Raw genomic sequence first — 24,907 nt, 5'->3', positions numbered from 1 at the left:
TCAATTCAGGGGCACCGGCTCAAGGATCTCGGCGCGTGCCTCCGGCGCGGCCTGCCGCAGTGCGTCAGCCGATTCGTCGTCGGGCTGTTGCTGCGAGCGCACCTCGGCGTCGACCCTCGCGATGTAGGTGGACACCTCGCGGTCGACGTCCTCGGCGCTCCAACCCAGCACCGGCGCAACCACTTCCGCAACCTCACGGGCGCAATCGACACCGCGGTGCGGGTATTCGATCGAGATCCGCATGCGCCGCGCCAGGATGTCCTCCAGGTGCAGGGCGCCTTCGGCGGCGGCCGCGTAGACCGCCTCGACCTTGAGGTACACCGGCGCCTCGGTGATCGGCTCCAGTAACACGGGATCGTCTTCGGCGAGCTTGAGCACCTCGCCGATCAGCGAGCCGTAGCGGTCCAGCAGGTGCCGCACGCGGTACGGGTGCAGGCCGTAGTGCGCACCGACGTGCTCGGTCTGGTTGATCAGCGCGAAATACCCGTCGGCACCCATCAACGGAACCTTCTCGGTGATAGACGGCGCCACCCGGGCGGGCACGAACTCGGCGGCCGCGTCGATCGCGTCGGCAGCCATCACGCGGTAGGTGGTGTACTTGCCGCCCGCGATCGCCACCAGTCCCGGCGCGGGCACGGCCACGGCGTGCTCACGCGACAGCTTGGAGGTCTCCTCGCTCTCACCGGCCAGCAACGGCCGCAGCCCGGCGTAGACGCCGTCGATGTCGTCATGCGTGAGCGGGGTGGCCAGCACGGTGTTGACGTGGCCGAGGATGTAGTCGATGTCGGCCTTGGTCGCGGCGGGATGCGCGAGGTCGAGATTCCAGTCGGTGTCGGTGGTGCCGATGATCCAGTGCGTACCCCACGGGATCACGAACAGCACCGATTTCTCGGTGCGCAGGATGATCGCCACCTCGCTGACGATCCGATCCCGCGGCACCACGATGTGCACGCCCTTGGACGCACGGACCCGAAACCGGCCGCGTTGCTTGGACAACGCCTGGATCTCGTCGGTCCACACGCCCGTCGCGTTCACCACGACGTGTCCGCGCACTTCGGTGACATTGCCGTCCTCGGAGTCACGGATCCGCACGCCGGTGACCCGATCACCTTCCCGCAGCAGCGACACGACCTGGGTCGACGTGCGGACCACCGCGCCGTAGTGCGCCGCGGTGCGCGCGACCGTCATGGTGTGCCGGGCGTCGTCCACCACGGTGTCGTAGTAACGGATGCCGCCGATGAGCGAACTGCGCTTGAGGCCCGGCGCCAGGCGCAGCGCCCCGGCCTTGGTCAGATGCTTCTGCGCCGGAACCGATTTGGCCCCGCCGAGCTGGTCATACAGGAAGATGCCAGCCGCGATGTAGGGCCGCTCCCACCACCGATTGGTGAGCGGGAACAGGAACGGCAGTGGCTTGACCAGGTGCGGCGCCAGCGTGGTCAGGCTGAGCTCACGCTCATGCAGCGCCTCGCGCACCAGGCCGAACTCGAGCTGCTCCAGATAGCGCAGCCCGCCGTGGAACATCTTGGAGCTGCGGCTGGACGTTCCGGAGGCGAAGTCGCGGGCCTCGACCAGCGCGACCTTGAGGCCCCGCGTCGCCGCATCCAGGGCCGCCCCGGCCCCCACCACGCCGCCGCCGATGACCACCACGTCGAACTGTTCGTCGCCGAGTTGCTGCCAGGCCTGCGCCCGTTGCTCGGGGCTGAGAAAGGTTTGCCCGTCGCCCGGTGCTGAGATCGGGTCAGTCACGTCCCTCAGGCTACGTGGCCCGATCGGCATTTGCTCGCCGCCACGGCCCGAGTCCGGGCCCGGTTCAGTCCAGATCGTCGTGTTTCATGAGCTGACGCGCGGCCTCGGTGATCGAACCCGACAGCGACGGGTAGACCGAGAACGTCTGGGCCAATTCGTCGACCGGGATGCCGTTCTGCACGGCCAGCGCGATCGGCAGGATCAGCTCGGAGGCGATCGGCGCCACCACGACTCCGCCGATCACCACACCCGTGGCCGGACGGCAGAAGATCTTGACGAAGCCGTGCTGCAGGCTCGACATCTTGGCCCGGGCGTTGGTGTTGAGCGGGAGCGTGAGGGTCCGTGCGGGTACCGACCCGTCGTCGATCTTGGCCTGCGGCACCCCGACCGCGGCGATCTCTGGGCGCGTGAACACCGCGGCAGCCACCGTGCGCAGGCGGATGGGCGCGACCGCCTCGCCCAGCGCGTGGTACATCGCGATGCGGCCCTGCATCGCGGCCACCGACGCCAGCGGCAGCAGGCCCGTGCAGTCACCGGCCGCGTAGATGCCGGGTACCGAGGTGCGCGACACCCGGTCGACCGTGAGGTAGTTGCCCGGCCCGAGCTCGATGCCGACCCGGTCGAGCCCCAGTCCGCCGGTGTTGGGCACCGAACCGACCGTCATCAGCGCGTGGCTGCCCTCGACGGTGCGTCCGTCGGCCATCTTCACGCACACACCCGTGTCGGTGCGGGTGACCGATTCGGCACGCGCGTTCTTGATCAGCGTCACGCCGCGCTCGGAGAACACGGCCTCCAGCACGGCCGCGGCGTCGGAGTCCTCGTGCGGCAGGATCTGATCGCGGCTGGCCACGACGGTCACCGTCACGCCCAGCTCGGTGTAGGCGTTGACGAATTCCGCACCCGTCACGCCCGAACCCACCACGATCAGATGCTCGGGCAGGGTTTCGAGGTCGTAGAGCTGACGCCAGTTGAGGATGCGCTCGCCGTCGGGCGCCGCGTTGGGCAACACGCGCGGGCTGGCGCCGGTGGCGATCAGTACGACGTCGGCCGTCAGCTGTTGCACCCGCCCGTCCGGACCGGTGACCTTGATGCGATGCTGCGCCATGCCGGGGACATCGTCGATCAGCTCCCCGCGGCCGGCGATGAGGTCGATGCCTTCGCTGCGCAACCGCTCGGCGATGTCGACGGACTGCGCGGCAGCCAGCGTCTTGACCCGCTCGTTGATCTGCGGCAGCTCGATCTTGGCCTCGGACAGGTCCAGCGAGTAGCCCAGATTGGGGGCGCGGCGCAGCTCGGTCCGCACACCTGTCGATGCGATGAACGTCTTCGACGGCACGCAGTCCCACAGCACGCAGGCGCCACCGATTCCGTCGGAGTCGACGACGGTGACCTGAGCGACCTTCGGGCCGCGTGCTGCGGCGACCAGCGCCGCCTCATAACCGGCGGGGCCGCCGCCGAGAATCACGATGCGGGTTGCCACCGCACTAACCTAACCAACTTTGCGCACTAAGCTGTCTTACCGTGCCGCTTTACGCCGCCTACGGGTCCAACATGCATCCGGAGCAGATGCTCGAACGGGCTCCGCACTCCCCCATGGCGGGAACCGGCTGGTTGCACGGCTGGCGGCTGACCTTCGGCGGGGAGGACATCGGCTGGGAAGGCGCGCTGGCCACCGTGGTCGAGGATCCGCTGTCGAAGGTGTTCGTGGTGCTCTACGACATGACGCCGGCCGACGAGCAGTCGCTCGATCGCTGGGAGGGTTCGGAACTCGGCTTCCACAAGAAGATCCGCTGCCGCGTGGACCGGCTGTCGTCGGACACCAGCACCGATCCCGTGCTGGCCTGGCTGTACGTGGTCGACGCGTGGGAAGGCGGGCTGCCGTCCGCCCGCTACATCGGGGTGATGGCCGACGCGGCCGAGATCGCCGGGGCACCGCCCGAGTACGTGCACGACCTGCGCACCCGCCCGGCGCGCAACATCGGGCCGTAGGCGGTTCTTCAGCATGCGACCGTGCGTGTCTGTCGGCGGGCGCACGGCGTGTCGTCAGCATTCTGCGCACTCTCACGCCGCACGAGCGTGACTCAACTGTGCATTGATCCTCGCGACCATCTCTCCTTGCCGGTGCCGGACGTCCTCGAAGACGACCGCGATGACGGTCCAGCCGACGTCCATCAATGCCGCGGTACGCCTGCGGTCGTCACGCAGCGCGTCGGGATTGCCGTGCCAGTCCAGGCTGTCGTACTCGACGGCCAGCCACTGGTGCGGCCACGCGAAGTCGAGCCGCCTGAGTTCACCGTTGCCGTCGACGACCTCGTACTGCAGTTCCGGCACGGGCAGGCCACCGTCGAGCATGACCAGCCTCGCCTCGCTCTCCATCGGAGATTCGGCGCGCCCGTCGGCCAAGGCTATGAGATTCCGGACGTTGACGATGCCCCGCCGCCCGGCCTGCGCCAAGGCCGCCTGCCAAAGACCGGCTCGCGTACACGTTTCGCTGCGGAGCGCGGCGTCGAGCGTTGCCAAGGCCCGCGACCGGCGTAACGACCGCGCCACCTCGATGGCGGTCCACGCCGGCGCGGTCGCGTGTTGGTTGTCGACGATTGTCAACGGCGCACCATCGCGCCGATGCACGACCAAACCGTCGGCCGACCGCAACTGGTGGCCGGGCGGATTGAGCACGTGTAGATCAGGCGGGCCTTCGGTGTCGAAGCCGTACATCGCGGCAGCGGTGCCGAGACAGGCCGCGACCTTGCGACCACACGACAGATCGAGCCCGCGCAGTCGGAGGTTGTCCGTCGGTTCCCCGCGGCAATAGACGCCGTGCCAAATTCGTTCCAGCTCACCGGTATCGACGGCACAGTCGAAGGCGTGCCGGGTGATGAGGCTCATGATCTGAGCACTGGTGGCGACACCGCCTTGGGTGTCGAGAAGTAGGCCGAGGTGTGGGTCCATGACGACGATGGTCGATGCCGCGCAAGCACTTTGGAAGAGGCAGACGCCCTGGCTGTGGATGAATGACAATCTGTGCACAACCGGTGTCTGGGGAGCGGATCAGGCGCGCAGCACCAGCCTGTCCCGCTGTGCCACCAGTCGCGCGAATTCGTCGGCATGGCGCAGTCGTCGCTCCTCGAGGCGCACCCAGATCTGGTTCGTACCGTCGATGGCCGCCGCGACATCGCCCTGCGCCTCGACGATCCGCTCGTGCAAGGCCATATCGGTGAAGATGTTGTCGAACGACACTTCGAAAAACGTTGCGGAACACTTCAGGTCGACCATCCGAAGACCTGCCATGTCGATGTCGGCAAGTTCGGTGCCGAACGTCTTGAGGGCCAGATCGACCGCCCGCATCCGCTCGGCCAGCTCTTCGAGCAGGTCGATCTTGCCGACCATGGCCAGTGCCTCGCCGCTTCGGGAGGCGTCGTACCTGGTCCATGTCACGGCGCTGCCGAGCTGTTCGGCCGCGGCGTGCAGACTCTGCAGGGCGCCGATGCCCGCGGCCTGCGCCTCCGCGATCTCCTTGAGCTCGGCGGTCAATCGCCCTCGCCGCTGGGCATTTTCGAGCAGTGTGACGGCCAACGCGCCGCCATTGCGTTGCAGCCATTGCTCCTTGGCCGCGAGTGCGCGCTCATAGGCTGCGTCGACGTCGCCGAGGTTGTCGAGCCGGCGCTGGAGATCGTCGACGACGCGTTGGTGCGCGTCGGCGCGCTCCTGACACACGCGGTACTCGTACTCAGCAGCCTCGTGCTCAGCCCGTTGGCGAGCCACGTCGTCACCATGAGAGCCTTTGAGGCGCGTCAGGATCATCGTCAGTGACAGGGATTCCAGCTTGCGGACATCGCGGGCCTCGTGCGCGGTCCGCGCTTTGGCTGTCGCGGCCACCGCGGACCACTCGTCGGCTTCACGGCCGGCCACGGCCAACCGCTGCCGCAACGACTGCGCTTCGCGCAACGCTGCGGTCGACGCCGCCAGTTCTTCGTCGGGATACGCCGTCACCCTCGACAGCTTATGGGTACTCGCGACGCTGCGAGCGCGGCAAAACTGCCGATGACATGCGGCGTGGCGGGCAACAGACACGCGCGCTCGCGGTGCAAAGAGGGTCTATGACGCGGCGATGATGTTGACCAGCGTGCGGACACCGACACCGAGCGCGCGCTCGTCGAGGTCGAAGGTCGGCTGGTGCAGGTCCAGCTGCGGGCCCAGCCCACTCCACACGCCGAGCCTGGCCATCGCGCCGGGCACCTCCTCCAGGTACCACGAGAAATCCTCGCCGCCGCCGGACTGGTGGGTGTCGGCGAGCACGTCGGGGCCGACGGCCTCGATCGCGTGGGTGAGGATGCGCGTCGACACTTCCTCGTTGACCACGGGCGGCACGCCACGGCGGTAATTGAGGCTGTGTTCGATGTTCAGCGGTGCCAGCAGTGTGGAAACGACTTCCTGCACAATCGATTCGAGAGTCAGCCAGGTGTCGCGGCTGGCGGTCCGGATGGTGCCCGCCAGTGTGCCGATCTGCGGAATGGCGTTGGCGGCGACCCCGGCGTTGACCGCACCCCACACCATCACGGTGTTGTGCCGGGGATCGATACGGCGCGACAGCACACCCGGCAGGCCCGTGATGAGCGTGCCGAGCCCGTACACGAGGTCGCCGGTCAGATGCGGCCGCGACGTGTGGCCGCCCGGTGAGTGCAGCGTGATCTCGATCGAATCGGCCGCCGACGTGATGGGGCCCGGCTTCGTGGCCACCCGGCCGACGGCGAGCCTGGGATCGCAGTGCAGTGCATAGATCCGCGACACACCGTTGAGCACGCCGGCAGCGACGGCGTCGATCGCGCCGCCCGGCATCAGCTCCTCGGCGGCCTGGAACACCAACCGCACGCCGACCGGCAGTTCCGGCGCCGAGGCCAGGGCCAGCGCGGTCCCGAGCAGCACCGCGGTGTGCGCGTCGTGTCCGCAGGCATGCGCCACGTTGGGCACCGTCGACGCGTAGGACGCTCCGGTCCGGTCCGCCATCGGCAGCGCGTCCATGTCGGCCCGCAACGCCACGCGCGGGCCGTCCTCGGGCCCGAAGTCACACGTCAGACCGGTCCCACCGGGCAGCACCTTGGGGTTGAGCCCGGCCTCGGCGAGGTGGTTGCAGACGAACTCGGTGGTGGCGAACTCCTGGCGCCCCAACTCCGGATGGGCGTGGATGTGCCTGCGCCACGACACCATCTCGTCGTAGTTGGCCTCCAGCCAACGATCTGCCACGTCGGCCAGACTCATGACGCCCGCGCCTCCTTCAACTCAAGCACCCGGTCCCGTTGAGCCGGTGTCTCGGCCAGCTGAACCACGGTGCGCGCCAACATGATTGCCCCTTCGACCACGGCGCGGTCGGCACTCGGGCCTGCCGCTGCCGCGGTGAACGCGGGCTGATGGATCGACGCGCCACCCGAGTCGATGCCGATCACGGGGTGGATGCCGGGCATCACCTGGGTCACGTTGCCCATGTCGGTACTGCCGAGCGGCACACTGGCCTCGACGCTCTGCGGCAGCGGCTCCCGGCCCACCCGGATCATCTCGGCGCGGATGGTCTCCGAGAGCCACGGATCGGGCAGCAGTTCGGCATAAGCGGGCGCCGTCTCGGTCACCTGGTGCGTACATCCCGTCGCGAGCGCACCGGCCTCGAAGCAGCCCGCCATGCGGCCTTCCAGCGCCCGCAGTGCCGCCATGTCGGCAGCGCGCATCGTGTACCGCAGCTCGGCCCGTCCCGGGATCACGTTGGTGGCCTCACCTCCGTGCGTGACGATGCCGTGCACCATCTGGCCCGGCATCAACTGCTGGCGCAGCAGGCCGACCGCCACCTGCGCCACGGTGACCGCGTCGCCGGCGTTCACGCCCAGGTACGGCGCCACCGCGGCGTGCGACTCGCGCCCGGTGTAGTCGACAGTCACCTCCGAGAGCGCGAGCGAGCGCGCGGCCGCGATGTCGACCGGGCCCGGGTGCAGCATGACCGAGGCGGCGATGTCGTCGAAGGTTCCGGCGTCGAGCATCAACACCTTTCCCCCGCCGAGCTCTTCTGCCGGGGTGCCGAGCAGCACCACCGTCAGGCCCAGCTCGTCGGCCACGTCGGCCAGTGCCAGCGCGGCGCCGACCGCCGATGCCGCGATGATGTTGTGCCCGCACGCGTGCCCGATCTCGGGCAGCGCGTCGTACTCGGCGCAGATCCCGATCACCAGCGGCCCGGCGCCGTACGACGCGCGGAATGCGGTGTCGAGCCCAGCAGGCGCCGCGGTGATCTCGAAGCCGCGCTCGGCCACCAGCGCCTGGGTCTTGGCGCAGCTGCGATGTTCGGCGAACGCCAGCTCGGGTTCGGCGTGAATCGAATGGGACAGCGCGATGAGGTCGCCACGGCGCCGGTTGACGGCATCCTCAACACTGAGCGCAGCGGTGGCGGTGGGCATCCTCGCAGTATCTCACCGCCGGTTAGGCTGCCGAACTGTGACCGAAGCCGACGACTCTGCAGCCGCGATCGCCGACCGCACCGGCGTCGACCACCACGACGTCGCGGTGGTCCTCGGATCGGGGTGGGCACCCGCGGTGGCGCAGTTGGGCGACCCGGTCGCGGTGGTGCCGATGGCCGAGCTGCCGGGGTTCACTCCGCCCAGCGCCGAAGGTCACGGCGGGCAGGTGCTGTCGGTTCGGATCGGTGCGCATCGCGTGCTCGTCCTGGTCGGCCGCATCCACGCGTACGAGGGGCACGACCTGCAGCATGTGGTGCATCCCGTGCGCACCGCGGCCGCGGCAGGGGTGACCACGGTGATCCTCACCAACGCCGCGGGCGGCCTGCGGCCCGAGTACGAGATCGGCCAGCCCGTGCTGATCAGCGACCATCTCAACCTGACGGCCCGGTCACCGTTGGTCGGGGCACAGTTCGTGGATCTGGTCGACGCGTACTCGCCGCGGCTGCGCGGGATCGCCCGCGAGATCGACCCCGACCTGCCCGACGGTGTCTATGCGGGACTGCCCGGGCCGCACTACGAGACGCCTGCCGAGATCCGCATGCTGCGCACCCTGGGCGCCGATCTGGTCGGCATGTCGACCGTGCACGAGACGATCGCGGCCCGCGCCGCGGGCGCCGACGTCCTGGGCGTATCCCTCGTGACGAACCTGGCAGCGGGCATGACCGGCGAGCCGTTGAGCCATGCCGAGGTGCTTGAGGCGGGCCGCCGGTCCGCGACCCGGATGGGCTCGCTACTCGCCGCTGTCATCGCGCGGCTCTGACACGGTCAGATACCGCTGCAGCGCCGGGCCGATCCAGGCGACGACATCCTCGCGTGACATCCCCGCCAACGGCGGGAAGGCCAGCACATACCGGCACAGCGCCATGCCGAGCACCTGCGAGGCGACCAGGCTCGCGCGCACCGGGGCCTCCTGCGGATTCGCGGTCGCTTTCACGATCACCGGCGCCAGCTGTGCCGCGAAGATCGTGCGCATCCGCTCGGCGACCGCCTCGTTGGTGACGCCCACCCGCAGCAGGATCTGCAGTGCCTCGTCGCGCTCCCACCGTTCGACGAAATGGGCGGCCAGTGCGGCGCCGAGTCGTTCGGCCGCGATCTCGGTGAGGTCCGGCAGGTCCAGATCGAACTCGGCCGCGGCCGCGAACAACCCCTCCTTGCTCCCGAAGTAACGCATGACCATGGCCGGGTCGATCGCGGCGTCGCCCGCGATCACGCGGATGGTGGCCCGCTCGTACCCGTCCGCGGCAAAGCGTTCGCGGGCTGCGGCGAGGATCCCCGCCTTGGCTTCGGCTGCCGTGCGTCTCATGCCGCCAGGTTAGGTCAACAGATGTTGACTTTCCAGTGCCGCAGCTCTAAGTTGAAGTCAACACGCGTTGACCAACGGTTGTTGACAAGGAGTCGAGATGCAAACGTCCACCACAGATGTGCTGATCGTCGGGGCCGGCCCGGTCGGATTGACCACCGCCATCGTGTTGACGCAGCGCGGCCACACCGTGACCGTCGTCGACAATCAGGCCGCGGGGGCCAACACCTCGCGTGCCGCGGTCGTCCACGCCCGCACCCTCGAGCTGCTCGAGCCCTACGGCGTCACCACGCAACTCGTGGCCCGCGGCGTCCACACACCCGCGTTCACCATCCGCGACCGCGACACCCTGCTCATCGGCGTGCCGTTCGGCAAGCTGCCCACGCGGTACCCGTACACGCTGATGATCTCGCAGGCCGACACCGAGGCATTCCTGCTCGACAGGCTCGAACAGCTCGGCGGAAAGGTCATCCGCCCGGCGACCGTGAACCGCATCGTCCAGGACGGCGATTGGGCGACCGCGACGTTCGCCGACGGCCAGGAGATCAAGGCACGTTACGTCGTCGGCGCGGACGGCATGCACAGCACAGTGCGCGACCAGGCCGGCATCCCCTTCACCGGCGGCACCTACGGCGAATCATTTGCGCTGGCCGATGTGCGGCTGTCCGGCGGGGTTCCGGCCGATCAGGTCATCCTGTACTTCTCCCCGGCCGGCCTGGTGGTCGTCGCGCCACTGCCCGACGGCAGGCATCGCATCGTGGCGACCGTCGACGACGCCCCGCAGCACCCCGACACGGCATTCGTCCAGCGGCTGCTCGACGAGCGCGGACCGGCGGCACACCCGGCCGTCGTCGAAGACGTGGTGTGGGGCTCGCGATTCCGGGTTCACCACCGCGTCGCCGATGCGTTCCGGGACAACCACATCCTGCTGGCAGGCGACGCCGCGCACGTGCACTCACCGGCCGGTGGGCAAGGCATGAACCTGGGCATCCAGGATGCCGTCACGCTCGGCGAGTGCCTGGCACGCGTGCTCGACGGCGAGCCCGAGGAACTGCTCGACGACTACGCCGAGGCCCGGCGCCGCGTCGCGCAGCGCGTCGTCTCGCAGACCAGCCGGCTCACCGAACTGGCGACCGCGTCGGCGCGGCTGCGCCCGTTCCGAAACGCCGTCATGCGGCTGGCGGGCATGGTGCCCGCGGTGCGGCGCAAGCTGGCGGTGCAACTTTCGGGTCTCAACCGCCGCTGACCCCAACGGGTTCCGCTTTGGCCCGTCCCGCGAACCTGGCCAGAATGCGCGCCAGCAGCGGTGCGACGAACAACATCAGCAGCACCCGCAACACCTGGGCTGCGACGATGAACGTCACGTTGGATCCGGTCTCGACGGCGGTGGCCAGCACCGCGTAGACGCCGCCCGGGCTCGTGGCCAGGTAGCCGTCGAGCTGACTGACGCCCGCCACGTTGGCCAGCACCACACCGAGGCCAGCCGTGGCGACACCGAGGACCACGATCAGCGTCAGCGCCAGCGGAAGGATACGACCGATCGCCCGCAGCGATTCTCGCGTGAACGACACCCCGGCCTGCCAACCGATCACCATGTACGCGGCCTGCACCAGCAGCGTGGGCACGGTCAGCCCGAACGACAGTCCGGTGAGCTGCAGCACGACCGTGAGCGCCAACGGCCCGAGCAACCCGGCGCCGGGCAACCGGATCAAGCGGCCGCCCACCGCGCCGACCGCCACCAGGGCGACCAGCAGGCCGAGGCTCACGTACCAGGGCGCCTGATCGGGGTGGATCGGAACGGCACCGGGGTGCGAACGAGTGGGCCGGAAGACCAGCGTCACCACCAGCGGAATGGTCGCGGTCACCAACGCCACGCGCAGGTACTGCACCACCGAGACCACGCGGTCGTCACCGCCGAGTTCGCGCGCGATCGCCACCAGGCCCGAGGCCCCACCCGCCACCAGGGCCAGCGACCCGGTCAGCGGCGTCACATCGCGGTGCAGCCCGAGCAGCACCCCGGCCAGCACGCTCAGTGCCAGCGTCGCGACGGAGACGGCTGCCACGATCAACCAGTTCGACCGCAACGCCTCGACCGCGTCCTGGTGGACCATGGTGCCGATGTAGACGCCGAGCACACCCTGGGCGACGATGCCTGCGCGCCGCGGCACCGCCGACGGAGCCAGCGACGCCAGCGCGAGCACGATGCCGACGGCGAGTGCCGCGAACAGGGCCGCCGACGGTACGCCGACGAGGGTGAGCGGCACCGTCGCCGCGACCGTCACCGCCGCGAGCAGGGCCCACCGAAGCACCAGCCTGGTCCGCAGAATTCCACCTCCGAACCGGGATATTACCAAGACTTACCTTTTAAGTTCTGGTGTTTGATGCATATACACCGGGATATTACCAAGGTATAACTTGGTAATGATCGCAACATCTGCCACAGAGCTGCGGGAATCGATGATGGCGGTCACACGCCAGATGCGCAGGCACCGCCCGGACAACGGGCTCACGCTGAGCCAGCTGCAACTGCTCGGCGAGATCAGCCGGGCCGGCACCACCACCCCGGCCGAACTCGGTGTCCGGCTGCACGTGCGCGCACAGTCGCTCACCGACAGCATCAACGAGCTGCTCGGCCGCGGGCTCATCGCGCGCCGTCCCGACGACAATGACCGCAGGCGCCAGCTGATCGACATCACCGGCGACGGGGCCCGCCTGCTGCAGGCCGACCGCGACGAGCGCGACGCCTGGCTGCACGCCACCATGCGGGACAACCTGACCGATCTCGAGTTCGACCTGCTGATGCTCGTCGCGCCGATCCTCCGCAAGCTTGCGTACTCCGACACCGCTGCGGGCACACTTGCCACATGACGTCGACCGCGACCTCAGCCGCCGAGTGGATCGCCCACGATCCCGACCCGCAGACCGCCGCGGAACTCTCCGCCTGCAGCCCCGACGAACTCGACCGCCGGTTCAGCCAACCGCTGAGGTTCGGCACGGCCGGGTTGCGCGGTCCGCTGCGCGGCGGTCCCGACGCGATGAATCTGGCCGTCGTGCTGCGCACCACGTGGGGCGTGGCACAGGTGCTCAAAGAACGATGCCTCGGCGGATCGCACGTCGTGGTCGGGCGCGACGCGCGGCACCGCTCGGATGAATTCGCCCTCGCCGCCGCGGAAGTCCTTGCGGCCGAAGGGTTCCAGGTCGTACTGATGCCGGCCACCGTCCCGACGCCCATAGTCGCCTACGCGGTGCGCCACCTCCCGGCGGTCGCGGGCATCCAGATCACCGCATCGCACAATCCGGCATCCGACAACGGCTACAAGGTGTTCTTCGACGGCGGCATGCAGATCATCTCGCCCACCGACCGGGACATCGAGGCAGCCGTGGCCCGCGCGCCGCACGCCGACGAAATCCGAAGGGCTGCGGTCGAAACCAGCGGCATCGGACAGATCAGGCACTACCTGGAGCGCGCGGCCAAAGTACGCCGGACCACCGGTTCGGTGCGGATCGCGTTGACGCCACTGCACGGCGTGGGCGGCGAATACGTCCTCGACGCACTCGCAATGGCAGGGTTCGACGACGTCCACGTGGTCGAGGCCCAGTTCATGCCGGACCCGGACTTCCCGACCGTCCCGTTCCCCAATCCCGAAGAGCCCGGCGTCACCGACCTGCTGCTGGAACTCGCCGCCGACGTGTCTGCCGATGTCGCGATCGCACTGGATCCCGACGCCGACCGATGCGCGGTGGGAGTACCGACACCGGGCGGGTGGCGCATGCTGTCGGGTGACGAAACAGGTTGGCTGCTGGGCGATTACATCCTGTCGCAGGTCGAACGTGGCCCGGTCAGCGAGGCCACGGTGGTGGCCAGCACCGTGGTCTCCTCACGCATGCTTGCGGCCATCGCCGCCGCACACGACGCGCAGCACGCCGAAACCCTCACGGGTTTCAAGTGGCTCGCGCGCGCCGCCGCACCCGGCACCACCCTGGTCTATGCGTACGAGGAGGCGATCGGCCACTGCGTCGATCCCGCGTCGGTGCGCGACAAGGACGGCATCAGCGCCGCGATCCTGGCCTGCGACCTGGTCGCGGCCCTGCGAGACCAGGGCCGGACCATGCTCGACGCGCTCGACGAGCTCGCCCGCACCCACGGCGTCCACATCACCCGGGCCATTTCGCGCCACGTCGACGACGCCCCGACGGCCATGACCCGCCTGCGGTCGGAGCCACCGACCGAACTGGCGGGGTTCGAGGTCACGGTCGAGGATCTGCTCGACCGGCGCGGCCAACACCGCACCGACGCATTGATCTTCACCGGCGGCGACTCCGACACGACCGTCCGCGTGGTGGTCCGGCCCTCGGGCACCGAGCCGAAACTCAAGTCCTACATCGAAGTTCGGTGCGCACCGACCGACAAACTGGCGGCGGCCAGGGAGCGTGCGGAGGCGCTCGGCGAACAGCTCTGCCGCGCTGCGGAACTATGGTGACGCGGATTCGACCGCGGGTTCGGTTGCGAGAACGTCGCCGTTCTGGACGATCCGCAGGCCGTCTCGGCTGACCTCGTACCGGGTCGGGCCTTCGGGATTGGTCGCGGCGTAGCCACCGTCGAAAGCCGACGCCCCGCCCAATTCGATTGTGCTGCCGTCGGAGAGGCGCAGTCCCCGGTAGTACATGGCGCCTGCCGAATCGCGGCAGATGACCACCGCGGACTGCGGCGTGCGCAGGATCATCACGGCCCGATCCTGACCACCGCAGCGGGCGGCCCCGTTGTATCCGACGAACCCCTGCGTGTCCGCATCCGGAAGTACCATCCGCGAACTCGTGGACGGGGGCGCCACCGTCACGGTGGACGGCACCGTGACCGTCACCGGCGGTGCCGCACGCTCGGTGGTCGCGGTCGCCGACGATTCCGTCGTGGCCTGCGGCTGCCCGTCACGCGTCAGCAAGACCGCGACCAGCGCAACCACACCCAGCAACAACACGCCAACGCCGGCCAGCGCGATCATCACGCCCGAGCGGCGGCCCCGCGGCGCACCCTGGACCGTCGGCGGCCCCGGAGGCGACATCGGGCCTGCCGGATGGACATTCGGTGCGTGCGCGGTGAACATCGGTGGTGTCTGGGCGAACATGGTCGGCGCGGCCGCCTCGAACGGCTGGGGCGGCGGGGGCGTGACCGCCCGCTCGGCCCGCAGCGCCGCGGCGAAATCCTGGCAACTGGCGAACCGCTGATCGGGATCGACCGCCAGCGCCCGGCCCATCGCACCGTCCAGATCGGCGAGTTCCCGGTGTGTTTCGGCCAGCCGGGGAACCGGCCCGCTCAACCGGCGGCTGATCACCACGGCCGGATTCGAGTGGGCATACGGCGCGGATCCGGTGAGGAGGTGAAACGCCGTCGCCGCCAGCGCGTATTGATCCGCCCGCCCGTCGATGGGACCGTCCATGAGCTGTTCGGGCGCGGCGTAGCTGATGGTACCCACCGTCATGTTGGTGGCGGTCAGCCCGGTCACATCGTCGAGTTGCCGCGCGATTCCGAAGTCCGCGAGCAGGATTCGCCGTTGATTGCCCTTCGGCGCGGCGAGCAGGATGTTCGACGGCTTGACGTCGCGGTGCAGCAGGCCACAGCTGTGCGCGTAGTCCAGCGCGTCGGCCATCGCACTGACGATCTGCACCGCCTCGTCGCGGGGCATCCCGTGCGGAAAGCGTTCCCGCAGCACCTGTCCCGCGTCGGCACCATCGACGAAGTCCATCGAGATCCACAGCTGACCGTCGTACTCGCCCCGGTCGTGCACGCCCACGATGTTGGGGTGCCACAGGGCGGCCGCGGCATCGGCCTCGCGCTCGAAGCGCAGGCGGTAGTCCCGATCTTCCGCCAGCGCCCGGGGCAGGATCTTGAGCGCATCGTTGCGGGGCAGCCGCGGGTGCCGAACCAGGTACACCTGGCCCATGCCCCCGGACCCGAGCAGCCGGACCACCGTGAAGCCCGCGAAGGTGGCTCCACTCTGCAGCGACATGTCGCGGATCGTACCGAGTCCAGGCCCGCTAGCGCGGCCCGAACTGCCGGTCCCCCGCGTCGCCGAGACCCGGGACGATGTAGGCGATCTCGTTGAGTCCGTCGTCGACGGTCGCGGTGATCAGCCGCATGTCCGGCGCCACCTTCTCCAATGCGGCGATGCCCTCCGGCGCGCACACGACGCAGACCGCGGTGATGTCGACCGCGTTGCGCTCCTTCAGCAGACCGATGGTGTGGGCCATCGACCCACCGGTGGCCAGCATCGGGTCCAGCACGAACACCGTGCGGGTGCTCAGATCGTCGGGCAGCGAGGCCAGATACGGCGTGGGCTGGTGTGTCTCTTCGTCCCGCGCGACGCCGACGAAACCCACCTGCGCCTCGGGGATCAGCGCGTGGGCCTGGTCCACCATGCCCAGCCCGGCGCGCAGCACCGGCACCAGCAGCGGCGGGTTGGCCAGCCGGCAACCGGTCGTCTCGACCAGCGGCGTCCGCACCGGAATCTCGTCGCACGCGGCGTCGCGTGTGGCTTCGTACACCAGCATCAGCGTGAGGTCGCGCAACGCGGCCCGAAACCCCGCGTTGTCGGTCCGCTCGTCCCGCAGGGTGGTCAGCCGCGCAGCGGCCAGGGGGTGGTCAACGACCCGTACGTCCATGGGGCGACCTTAATGGGTCGGGGCACGGGCGGGCATCGACTACGGCGCACGCCGGATGTATCCGTGGCCGCCGCGGCGTTTTCCCATAGGCGCAAAAGGTATCCGCCGCAATGGAGAATTGATGAATCATCCTGTTCAGCAGCTCGGCACATCGGTCCTGGTCATCGGGTCCGGCGGAGCCGGGTTGCGCGCGTCGATCGAGCTCGCGGAGCGCGGAATCGACGTGCTCGTGGTCGGCAAGCGACCGAAGGCCGATGCCCACACCACGCTGGCCGCGGGCGGCATCAATGCCGCGCTGGGCACGATGGATCCCGAGGACAGCTGGGAGCAGCACGCCGCCGACACGCTGACCGAAAGCCGGTTGCTGGCCGATCCGGTGACCGTGCAGATCGTCGCCGAGGGAGCCGCGGACTCGATCGCCGACCTCGAGCGCTGGGGCATGGCGTTCGCACGCGAACGCGACGGCCGCATCTCCCAACGGTTCTTCGGCGCCCACACCTACCGCCGCACCGCGTACGCCGGGGACTACACCGGGCTGGAGCTGCAACGCACGCTGCTCATCCGGGCCGACGAACTCGGAGTCCGGTTTCTCGACTCGATCTACATCACGCAGGTGCTCGTGTGCGACAACGTGGTCTTCGGCGCCTACGGCTTCGACGTCGACGACGGAACGCGCGTGACGATCCATGCCGACGCCGTCATCCTCGCCACGGGCGGGCACACCCGCATCTGGAGGCGTACGTCGGCACGCCGCGACGAGAACACCGGAGATTCGTTCCGGCTCGCGGTCCAGGCGGGCGGCAAGATCCGTGACCCCGAGCTCGTGCAGTTTCACCCGTTCGGCCTGCTGGAGCCCGAAGATGTTGCGGGAACCGTGGTTTCGGAAGCCGCGCGGGGTGAAGGCGGAATCCTGCGCAACGGCCTCGGGGAGCGGTTCATGCGTCGCTACGACGCCGTGCGGATGGAACTTTCGAGCCGTGACCGGGTCGCGCTCGCCGCGTACACCGAGATCCAGGAAGGCCGCGGTACCGCGAGAGGCGGGGTCTGGCTGGACGTCTCGCACCTGCCGCCGGCCCAGATCATGCAACGGCTCCCCCGGGTGTATCAGACCTTGATGGAACTGCAGCTGCTGGACATCACGACCACGCCGATCGAGGTCTCCCCCACCGCGCACTATTCGATGGGCGGTATCTGGGTACGGGCTGAGGACCACAGCACCGGAGTCGCCGGGATGTACGCGATCGGCGAGGCCGCCAGCGGTCTGCACGGGGCCAACCGACTCGGCGGGAACTCGCTCATCGAACTGCTCGTGTACGGCAAGATCGTCGGTCGCGCCGCGGCCGCCTATTCGGCGCGGTTGGCCGCGCACAACCGTTGTCTCGCAGCCGTGTCACGCGCCCGCGAAGAGGTCGACGCGATGCTGACGATCAGGGGCACCCAGCCCGTGCGCTACCTCCAGCGCGCCGTGCGCAACACGATGTCCGAACACGCCGGGGTGGTGCGGACCGAGGCCGGGTTGCGCGCGGGCCTGCGCGCCGTGGCAGACATCGAGTGCCAGATGTCCGACCTCGCGGTGCATCCCGACATCTCCGGATTCGCGGATCTGGCCCATGCATTCGACCTGCAGTCGGGGCTGATCGCGGCACGGGCCACGCTCGAGACGGCGCTGGAGCGGCGGGAGAGCCGCGGCGCCCACATCCGTGCGGACCATCCGCATCCGGACCAGTCGCTGCAGGTCAATCTGGTGTGGGCCGGCCCAGGCCGCATCGAACACGAAAAGCTGCCCGGCATACCGCACGAGATCGCCGCGTTGATGCGGCCCGTGTCGACACTCGGCAAGTTGGTCGAGTAACCACCGGTGTGCGCCGGTACGACTACGGACTCTCAAGGGTCCGCCACATCGCCGGTGGCCCCACGCTGAGTTGGCAACAGCGTCTCACCAACTCTGGAGGGTCTGATCTCGATGAAGATTGTCGTCGCTGGAGGCACCGGCCTCATCGGCGCAAAGGTGGCACCCGACACGGCAGCACGATATTTCGGCGCCGCACTCGACGAACAGACTCTGCTGCCCGGCCTCAGAGCCACGGTCTTCGCGACCGGATTCGCCGACTGGCCGGCCGAAAACACCCCTGCCGCAATCCGATAACCCTGGAGAGATCGACCTTGACCGCACCCGCCACCCCGCCCCTCGAGTCGGATGCCCAGCTGGCCGCCCGGTTCGCGTGCGAGGCCATGCAGTACTACCCGGTCCTGTTGCGCTCGGCCCGCAGGCTGACGCACTGCGATGCCGATGCCGAAGACCTCGTGCAGGACACATTGATGCACGCGTACATGGGTTTTCGTCGGTTCGAGGCCGGTACCAATCTGCGCGCCTGGCTGTTCCGGATCCTGCACAACCGGTGGATCAGCGCCTACCGGCGCAAGCAACGCCGTCCCAACGAGCTCACCGTCGACGAGATCACCGACAGCGACATGGCGGGCAGCGCCATACATTCGTCGAACGCCGGCCGCTCGGCCGAAGAGGAGGCGTTGGACGTCCTGCCGGACAGGCAGATCCGGGAGGCGCTCAGCGCGCTTCCCGAAGGCTTCCGGCAGGTGGTGTTCTACGCCGACGTCCAGGGCTACACCTACGCCGAGACCGCGTCGCTCATGGGCATTCCGATGGGCACCGTGATGTCCCGGATCTCCCGCAGCCGGGAACGGCTGAGGACGTCGCTCGGCGCCACCGAACCGGACGCCGCGTAGCGCTGGTAAAAACTCGGTGGAACCGAACGGACGCGGCGGGCGTCCTAACCGCATGCCCGTCGACACCCTGCTCGCAGACACCGCAACCATCCGAACCCTGGGCAGCGCGTACGCGACGCACGCCGCCGACCTCACCGTGGTCGCGACCACGCTCGGCGCCGTACCTGCCCCGCAGCTCGGTCCAGTCGGAGCGCGCTTCCTCACGGCGTTCGCCGCGGCCGTCGCGGCCCACAGTGCCGCCGTCACCGCGCTGGGTGCCGGCTCGGCGCACGCCGGAGCCGTGGCCCGGGACAACGCCGACGCCTACGACGCGGCCGGCCACCGCGCCCGCCGGATGCTGCCGCAGGTGTGACCGTGGCCAGTGCGTTGGTGAGCGCGCTGGCGGCGCCGCTGCGCGAGGTGCAGGCGCTCGTCGGTGCGGGTGGGCCGCCCGACCCGGTCCTGACCGATGTGCGCGACGCCTTGGGGACGATCGCGGCGGCTGCCCGGCGCTCGTGGGCCGACGCCGGGACCGGTTGGTGGGGGGTTGCGGCCGACAACGCCGCGCAACGCGCCGCCGAAACCGCGGCCGCCGCAGATGCCCTGGCCGAACGCGCGGATCTGCTCGCCGCCCGGGTTCGGCAGGCCGGCGCCGCGGTCGGATGGGTCCGCACGCGCCTGCAGGCCATCGTCGACGGATTCGAGCACCGCGCGAACGCACTGGAACCACATCTCGACGAACCCGGTGTGGCCGAGGAGCTCCTGACCGAGGCGCATGACGCGCTGCGTGACGCCATCGCCGTCGTCGAACAACTGCGCGCCGAACTGGATCAGCACGCGGCTGCGATCACCCCGGTGGGCAGCACGGCGCCCACCGTGCCTGCCGGTTTCTCGGGCGGGTCTGGCACGCCGTCGGGCTTCGGGCCGGGACTCGGAACCTCCGGCCTCGGCCTGCCGTCGAGCCCCACCGGCGGTATCCGCGCTGCCGACTTCTCATCGGGGCCGGGCGCGCAAGAAGCCGCGCTGTTCGGCGACGGCGTCGCGATCCGCCTGCCCGACGGCAGCAGTGCCATGGCACCGAACGGGGTCGCGGCCAGCGCGGTGCGCCACGCGCTGACGCAGCTGGGCGTGCCGTATCACTGGGGCGGCACCACCCCTGGCGTCGGGCTCGACTGCAGCGGGCTGACGCAATGGGCCTATCGCGAAGCCGGGCTGGAGATTCCCCGGCTGGCCCAGGAGCAGGATGTCGGCGCCGCCGTGGCAGGCAACGCGCTGCGGCCCGGCGACCTCGCGGTGTGGGACGGCCACGTCGCCATGGTCGTCGGCAACGGCACCATGATCGAGGCCGGTGACCCGGTCCAGCTGTCGCCGATCCGCACCACCAACGCCGGTCAGGGTTTCCATGGGTTCTTCCGCCCCACCGCCTGAGTACGACGACGCGATGGCCGCGGCACGCGCGCGGCTCGCGGCATTGGCGCGCGCCCGCGAGGAAGTGGCGGGATGGCGCGACGACGACCGGGCGGCGCAGCGGCGCGCCCGGCTGTTCGACGACCTCGTCGAGGAGTTCGGCCGCCAACAGGAGACGACCTGACTGACGCCCAGGGCACGCCGTTAGGCTGTGCCGCATGGCTGCTGACATCGTGCCGGTCCGGCTCGGGCTGACCAAGGGCGACCTTTACACATTGTGGGCTCCGCGCTGGCGCGACGCCGGCGACGAATGGGAGGCCTTCCTCGGCAAGGACGAGGATCTGTTCGCGTTCGAGTCGGTCGCCGACCTCGCGGCGTTCGCGCGCACCAATTCCGACAACGACCTGACCGACCACCCGGCCTGGGAGAAGCTGACCGAGGCGTCGGCCCACAAGTTCGATCCCACCGAGGACCACCGGCACGACATCGTCGGCGTGCCCGAACTCGTCGCCGAGAAGCCCACCGAGGATTCGGTGGCCTCCCTGCACCGCACCCTGGCGATCGTGTCGTCGATCGGTTCGGTGTGTGAGCTCGCGGCGATCAGCAAGTTCTTCAACGGCAACCCGGTGCTGAGCAGCCTCGGCGGCGGGCTCGACCAGTTCACCGGGCGCAGCGGCCGCAAGCGCTGGGGCGAGATCGAGACCGTGATCAACCGCAGCTGGGACGGCGTTCTCGACGCGATCGACGAGATCGTGAGCGTGCCAGAGGACATCGATGCCGACGCCGTCAAGGCCGCCGAGGCCGAGCTCGAGGAGCCCGCGCCCGAGCCCGAGGAAGACGACGACGTGGTGGCCACCGCCGACACGGCCGAAGAGGCCGACGACAGCGACGAGGACACCGACGAGGCCGAGGCCGCCGACGACGGCGCGGTGCTCGGCGGCGACGAGGACTTCTGGGTAAAGGTCGGAATCGACCCGGTCCGGTTGCTGACCCGCTCGAACACGGTGTACACGCTGCGGTGCTACCTGGACGACGAGCCGGTCTTCCTGGGCCGCAACGGACGCATCAGCGTCTTCAGCTCGGAGCGCGCGTTGGCCCGGTACCTCGCCGACGAGCACGACCACGACCTGTCGGATCTCGCGACCTACGACGACATCCGGACAGCGGCCACCGACGGCTCGCTGCGGGTCGAGGTGTCCGAGGAGAACGTCTACGTGCTGAGCGGTCTCGCCGACGACATCGCCGACGGCCCCGACGCGGTCGACCACGACCAGCTCGAGCTCGCGGTGGAGTTGCTGCGCGACGTGAGCGACTACGCCGAGGACAAGACCGTCGACGAGACGCTGAGCACCGACGAGCCGCTCGGCCAGTTCGTCGCGTACGTGCTCGACCCGGATTCGGTGGACGAGCCCGAGGCGCCGTACGCCGAGGCGGTCAAGCAGTGGGAAGCGCTCGAGCGTTTCGTGGAGTCCCGGCTGCGTCCGGAGTAAGACCTACAGGTCGGTGGCCTTCGGGTGGCGCGGCTCGTACAAGCCGAGCGCGCCACCGCCGGGCAGCGTGATGGTGGTCAGCAGACCCCACCCCTCATCACTGACCTCACCGCACGCAACACCTTTCGCGGCGAGGTCGTCGACGGTCGACGCGAGGTCGTCGCACATCAGGTACAGCTCGTGCGCCGCGGTGTCGGCGGGATGCACGGCCACCTCGCCGGGCGGCAACTTGAAGATCAGCCAGCCGCCGCCGGCGTCGACGTTCGGGTAGTTCAGCACGTCACGGAAGAACGCCCGATCGGCGTCGGCGTCGGCGCTGTAGACGATGACATGGGCACCGGTGATCACGCCGCCGACAGTAGCGCCGTGATGAATTTTCCGGGAGCCTGACGGTCGAATCTGCGTTCGGTGCCGGCTCAGGCCAGCCGCGAGACCGTGCCGCGGACGTATCCGTAGAGACCGTCGCCCACCCACGTGACCGTCGCGCCGATGTCCGGTTCACCCCACTGCCACAACTGCTGCCCGGTCGATGCGTCATATGCGGTGGCGGGCTGTCCGCCACCGATGACCGTCTGGTCGCCGTCCGCGACGACGAGGTTGTAGTTGCTGGTCTCCTCGGGGGCCGCGATGAGCGCGCCGGTTCCGTCGGTGCACTTCCTCGCGCGTATCTTGCCGTGCCCCTGTTCATCGGTCGGGATCCCGACCAGGCACAGCTCGCCGATTCCGGCAAGGCTCGGCAAGGTGTGCGGCACCAGCGGCACCTGCTGTGACCAGAGGATCTCACCTGTGGCGTCGTCGACGCCGGCGATCTCGCCCCTGTCCTCGCTGTATACGACCGGCAGCGCGACACCCGACGTTCCGTTTCGCACCGAGCGTGCCAGGTCGAAGCGGCCCGTGCTGGACGTCTTCGGCAACCGATAGTGCTGATCCTCGGGAATACTCCACGCCTTCTTCCCGGTGAATGAGTAGAAATCGATGCGCTGCTTCGGGAATCGGCCCGGCTCGACATCGATCGAACTGCCACGAACCGCAACCGCGATACCTCGGCTGGTGGCGATGAGATCGTCGACGAAGCCGATCGAGAACACGTCGTCGCCCGTCTTGGCGTCATAGAACTGGGTGCCCGTGGGCGCCTGCGCCGCGACGATGCCCTGATCCAGGAACGGCACGACGGTTCCCGTCATCGACTTCTTCCACAGTTGCTGACCGGAGTCGTCCAGCACCGTGATGCCGTGGGTGTTGTCGACGACAGCCAGCAGACCCGCTCCGCCGTATGCGTAGGCCGACTCTTGGTCGGAGACCGTGCTCTTGGTGCTTCCCGTCTTCATGTCGAGAATCACCGCGGTCTTGCTACCACCGTCACACACGGCGGTTTCGCCAGACGTGCCGACGACACAGTAGGGATAGGCGCCGTTCGACTCCGGCCACGGCTGTTGCCACACCTGCGAACCGCTCGCGGCATCCAACCCGACGATCGAGTCCTTCACCATGACGATGACGGTCTTCGAGTCGCCGCCGAGCACCTGCATGTACGGCGAGTCCGAACCGGGCGAATAGGTCCACCGCGCGGTCGTCGGCGCCGCACTCAGAGACGGCGGCTCGACGTCCGCGGGAGGACGCACTTCGCCGGAGGCCACCTCGGCCAGCCCCGCCGTCATATCGGTGTCCGAACTGCCGCCGGACCGGAACTGCCACACCACCACGCCGCCGATCGCCAGGGCGATCACGGCGACTATCGCCGCAACGACGATCCCGATGGTCTTCCCGGTGCGACGCGGCGGCGGTGGTGGTGGCGGCGGGTACCCGGGGACCGGTTGCTGTCCCCAAGCCGGCTGCGGCGGCACACCGAACGGCGAGGCGCCGAATGGCGAGGCACCGAACACCGGTGGCGGTTCGGGCCGCACCTCAGGAGTTCCGAACGGATTACCTTGGTCTGCGGGCCCCCACTGATTCACCACCTGCAGCAGTCTATTGCGGCGCCGGACCGGTCCGGTTCACTTATCCGACCAGCACCGCGTAGCGCGGCTTGATCACCTCGTCGATGATCGCGAGCCGTTCGTCGAACGGGATGAACGCAGATTTCATCGCGTTGATCGTGAACCGCTCCAGATCGCTCCAGCCGTAGCCGAACGCCTCGACGAGCCGCGACATCTCCTGGCTCATGGTGGTGTCGCTCATCAACCGGTTGTCGGTGTTGACCGTGACGCGGAAGCGCAGCCGGGCCAGCCGGTCGAACGGATGCTCGGCGATGCTGGGCGCCGCACCGGTCTGCACGTTGCTGCTGGGGCACATCTCCAGCGGAATCCGCTTGTCCCGCAGGATGGATGCCAGCCGGCCGAGCTTCTGGGTACCGTCCTCGAGCTCGGTGATGTCGTCGACGATCCGCACCCCGTGCCCGAGCCGGTCGGCCCCGCAGAACGCGATGGCCTCGTGGATGGACGGCAGACCGAACGCCTCCCCCGCGTGAATGGTGAAGCGCGCGTTGTTGCCTCGCATGTATTCGAACGCGTCGAGGTGGCGCGTGGGCGGGTAGCCGGCCTCGGCCCCGGCGATGTCGAAACCCACCACGCCCTTGTCGCGGAACCGGATCGCCAGTTCGGCGATCTCGCGTGATCGCGCGGCGTGGCGCATCGCGGTCACCAGGCATCGCACCACGATCGTGCGGCCCTCGGCGGCCGCGGCCTTCTCCCCGTCGGCGAAGCCCGCCAGCACGGCGTCCACCACCGCATCCAGCGACAGGCCCCGGTCGATGTGCAGTTCGGGCGCGAAGCGGATCTCGGCGTAGACCACGTTGTCGGCCGCGAGATCCTCGACGCATTCCTGCGCGACGCGGTGCAGCGCCTCGGGGGTCTGCATGACGCCGACGGTGTGGGCGAACGGTTCCAGGTAGCGGACCAGTGACCCGCTGTGCGCGGCGGTGCGGAAGAACGTCGCGAGTTCGTCGACCTCGGTGGCGGGCAGGTCGTCGTAGCCGAACTGACCGGCCAGATCGAGCACGGTGGCCGGGCGCAGGCCACCGTCGAGGTGATCGTGCAGCAGGGCCTTGGGGGCGTGACGGATCTTCTCCATGCTCAACGGGGTACTCATGA

The 24,907-nt window shown here is 69.1% G+C and carries 25 protein-coding genes; 12 read left to right on the top strand and 13 right to left on the bottom strand.

The window, feature by feature from the left end:
* Entirely contained in the window at positions 1–1,746 is a 1,746-nt protein-coding gene (locus G6N67_RS22895; protein ID WP_036428672.1) for a glycerol-3-phosphate dehydrogenase/oxidase, read from the bottom strand.
* A gap of 64 nt (positions 1,747–1,810) precedes the next feature.
* Positions 1,811–3,226 carry an NAD(P)H-quinone dehydrogenase gene (locus G6N67_RS22890; protein WP_036428673.1) on the bottom strand — a complete coding sequence of 472 codons (1,416 nt, stop codon included), beginning with the start codon at positions 3,224–3,226 and terminating at the stop codon, positions 1,811–1,813.
* 41 nt (positions 3,227–3,267) lie between these two features.
* On the opposite strand from G6N67_RS22890, the gene G6N67_RS22885 reads away from it, so the two are divergent.
* Positions 3,268–3,735: a gamma-glutamylcyclotransferase family protein gene (locus G6N67_RS22885; RefSeq protein WP_036428675.1), complete on the top strand. Its 468-nt coding sequence runs from the start codon at positions 3,268–3,270 to the stop codon at positions 3,733–3,735.
* 72 nt (positions 3,736–3,807) lie between these two features.
* Here G6N67_RS22885 and G6N67_RS22880 read toward each other — a convergent pair whose 3' ends face one another.
* The 4 genes from G6N67_RS22880 to G6N67_RS22865 all read right to left on the bottom strand — a co-directional run bounded on the left by G6N67_RS22880 (position 3,808) and on the right by G6N67_RS22865 (position 8,180).
* Entirely contained in the window at positions 3,808–4,695 is an 888-nt protein-coding gene (locus tag G6N67_RS22880; RefSeq protein WP_036428678.1) for a type IV toxin-antitoxin system AbiEi family antitoxin domain-containing protein, read from the bottom strand.
* Positions 4,696–4,794: 99 nt separating this feature from the next.
* Positions 4,795–5,736 carry a hypothetical protein gene (locus tag G6N67_RS22875; RefSeq protein WP_036428679.1) on the bottom strand — a complete coding sequence of 314 codons (942 nt, stop codon included), beginning with the start codon at positions 5,734–5,736 and terminating at the stop codon, positions 4,795–4,797.
* Positions 5,737–5,841: 105 nt separating this feature from the next.
* Complete coding sequence (locus tag G6N67_RS22870) at positions 5,842–7,002, bottom strand: M20 family metallopeptidase (RefSeq protein ID WP_036428681.1); 1,161 nt, start codon at positions 7,000–7,002, stop codon at positions 5,842–5,844.
* A complete protein-coding gene (locus G6N67_RS22865) occupies positions 6,999–8,180 on the bottom strand; it encodes a M20 family metallopeptidase (RefSeq protein WP_036428684.1) in 1,182 nt (393 codons plus the stop codon). The genes G6N67_RS22870 and G6N67_RS22865 overlap by 4 nt, the downstream gene beginning before the upstream one ends.
* Before the next feature lie 37 nt (positions 8,181–8,217).
* On the opposite strand from G6N67_RS22865, the gene G6N67_RS22860 reads away from it, so the two are divergent.
* Entirely contained in the window at positions 8,218–9,000 is a 783-nt protein-coding gene (locus tag G6N67_RS22860) for a purine-nucleoside phosphorylase (protein ID WP_036428686.1), read from the top strand.
* Here G6N67_RS22860 and G6N67_RS22855 read toward each other — a convergent pair.
* The gene (locus G6N67_RS22855) at positions 8,971–9,543 is read right to left on the bottom strand and encodes a TetR/AcrR family transcriptional regulator (protein ID WP_036428688.1); all 573 of its coding nucleotides are present in this window, start codon (positions 9,541–9,543) and stop codon (positions 8,971–8,973) included. The genes G6N67_RS22860 and G6N67_RS22855 overlap by 30 nt on opposite strands.
* 97 nt (positions 9,544–9,640) lie before the next feature.
* Between G6N67_RS22855 and G6N67_RS22850 the strand changes: the two genes are divergently transcribed.
* Positions 9,641–10,786, top strand: coding sequence for an FAD-dependent oxidoreductase (locus tag G6N67_RS22850; protein ID WP_036428690.1), 1,146 nt, complete (start codon positions 9,641–9,643; stop codon positions 10,784–10,786).
* Here the strand turns inward: G6N67_RS22850 and G6N67_RS22845 are convergent.
* Entirely contained in the window at positions 10,773–11,849 is a 1,077-nt protein-coding gene (locus tag G6N67_RS22845; RefSeq protein ID WP_407663291.1) for an AbrB family protein, read from the bottom strand. The two genes, G6N67_RS22850 and G6N67_RS22845, sit on opposite strands and share 14 nt — an antisense overlap.
* Before the next feature lie 112 nt (positions 11,850–11,961).
* On the opposite strand from G6N67_RS22845, the gene G6N67_RS22840 reads away from it, so the two are divergent.
* On the top strand, positions 11,962–12,408 hold the full coding sequence (locus tag G6N67_RS22840; RefSeq protein WP_036428692.1) for a MarR family winged helix-turn-helix transcriptional regulator: 447 nt from the start codon (positions 11,962–11,964) through the stop codon (positions 12,406–12,408).
* Positions 12,405–14,021, top strand: a complete 1,617-nt coding sequence (locus tag G6N67_RS22835; RefSeq protein ID WP_036428694.1) for a phospho-sugar mutase — start codon at positions 12,405–12,407, stop codon at positions 14,019–14,021. The genes G6N67_RS22840 and G6N67_RS22835 overlap by 4 nt, the downstream gene beginning before the upstream one ends.
* On the opposite strand, the gene G6N67_RS39590 is transcribed toward G6N67_RS22835, so the two are convergent.
* Both G6N67_RS39590 and upp read right to left on the bottom strand, forming a co-directional pair.
* Entirely contained in the window at positions 14,013–15,545 is a 1,533-nt protein-coding gene (locus tag G6N67_RS39590; protein ID WP_051578431.1) for a serine/threonine-protein kinase, read from the bottom strand. The genes G6N67_RS22835 and G6N67_RS39590 overlap by 9 nt on opposite strands.
* A 28-nt stretch (positions 15,546–15,573) precedes the next feature.
* A complete protein-coding gene (gene upp / locus G6N67_RS22825; RefSeq protein ID WP_036428695.1) occupies positions 15,574–16,197 on the bottom strand; it encodes a uracil phosphoribosyltransferase in 624 nt (207 codons plus the stop codon).
* A gap of 121 nt (positions 16,198–16,318) precedes the next feature.
* On the opposite strand from upp, the gene G6N67_RS22820 reads away from it, so the two are divergent.
* The 7 genes from G6N67_RS22820 to satS all read left to right on the top strand — a co-directional run bounded on the left by G6N67_RS22820 (position 16,319) and on the right by satS (position 21,818).
* The gene (locus tag G6N67_RS22820; protein WP_036428697.1) at positions 16,319–18,049 is read left to right on the top strand and encodes an L-aspartate oxidase; all 1,731 of its coding nucleotides are present in this window, start codon (positions 16,319–16,321) and stop codon (positions 18,047–18,049) included.
* Positions 18,050–18,160: 111 nt separating this feature from the next.
* Entirely contained in the window at positions 18,161–18,343 is a 183-nt protein-coding gene (locus tag G6N67_RS22815) for a hypothetical protein (protein WP_036428699.1), read from the top strand.
* Between the two features lie 17 nt (positions 18,344–18,360).
* The gene (locus G6N67_RS22810) at positions 18,361–18,942 is read left to right on the top strand and encodes a sigma-70 family RNA polymerase sigma factor (RefSeq protein ID WP_036428701.1); all 582 of its coding nucleotides are present in this window, start codon (positions 18,361–18,363) and stop codon (positions 18,940–18,942) included.
* A gap of 52 nt (positions 18,943–18,994) precedes the next feature.
* A complete protein-coding gene (locus G6N67_RS22805) occupies positions 18,995–19,294 on the top strand; it encodes a type VII secretion target (RefSeq protein ID WP_235684055.1) in 300 nt (99 codons plus the stop codon).
* A gap of 2 nt (positions 19,295–19,296) precedes the next feature.
* Complete coding sequence (locus tag G6N67_RS22800; RefSeq protein ID WP_036434273.1) at positions 19,297–20,349, top strand: C40 family peptidase; 1,053 nt, start codon at positions 19,297–19,299, stop codon at positions 20,347–20,349.
* Positions 20,324–20,512: a hypothetical protein gene (locus tag G6N67_RS22795; RefSeq protein ID WP_036428704.1), complete on the top strand. Its 189-nt coding sequence runs from the start codon at positions 20,324–20,326 to the stop codon at positions 20,510–20,512. The genes G6N67_RS22800 and G6N67_RS22795 overlap by 26 nt, the downstream gene beginning before the upstream one ends.
* Before the next feature lie 34 nt (positions 20,513–20,546).
* Positions 20,547–21,818, top strand: coding sequence for a protein export chaperone SatS (gene satS, locus G6N67_RS22790; protein ID WP_036428715.1), 1,272 nt, complete (start codon positions 20,547–20,549; stop codon positions 21,816–21,818).
* Positions 21,819–21,821: 3 nt separating this feature from the next.
* Here satS and G6N67_RS22785 read toward each other — a convergent pair whose 3' ends face one another.
* From G6N67_RS22785 to G6N67_RS22775, 3 genes are all read right to left on the bottom strand, one after another.
* A complete protein-coding gene (locus G6N67_RS22785; protein ID WP_036428717.1) occupies positions 21,822–22,166 on the bottom strand; it encodes a VOC family protein in 345 nt (114 codons plus the stop codon).
* Between the two features lie 68 nt (positions 22,167–22,234).
* Positions 22,235–23,776, bottom strand: coding sequence for a BamB-related PQQ repeat family beta-propellar protein (locus G6N67_RS22780; protein ID WP_131524548.1), 1,542 nt, complete (start codon positions 23,774–23,776; stop codon positions 22,235–22,237).
* A 40-nt stretch (positions 23,777–23,816) separates the two neighbouring features.
* Entirely contained in the window at positions 23,817–24,905 is a 1,089-nt protein-coding gene (locus G6N67_RS22775; protein ID WP_036434274.1) for an adenosine deaminase, read from the bottom strand.
* Between the last annotated feature and the right edge of the window lie 2 nt (positions 24,906–24,907).

The organism is Mycolicibacterium mageritense (genome assembly GCF_010727475.1).
GTDB classification, from domain to species: Bacteria; Actinomycetota; Actinomycetes; order Mycobacteriales; family Mycobacteriaceae; genus Mycobacterium; species Mycobacterium mageritense.
Note: the sequence above shows the minus strand (reverse complement) of the source record. Positions and strands in the feature narration are given on the sequence as shown.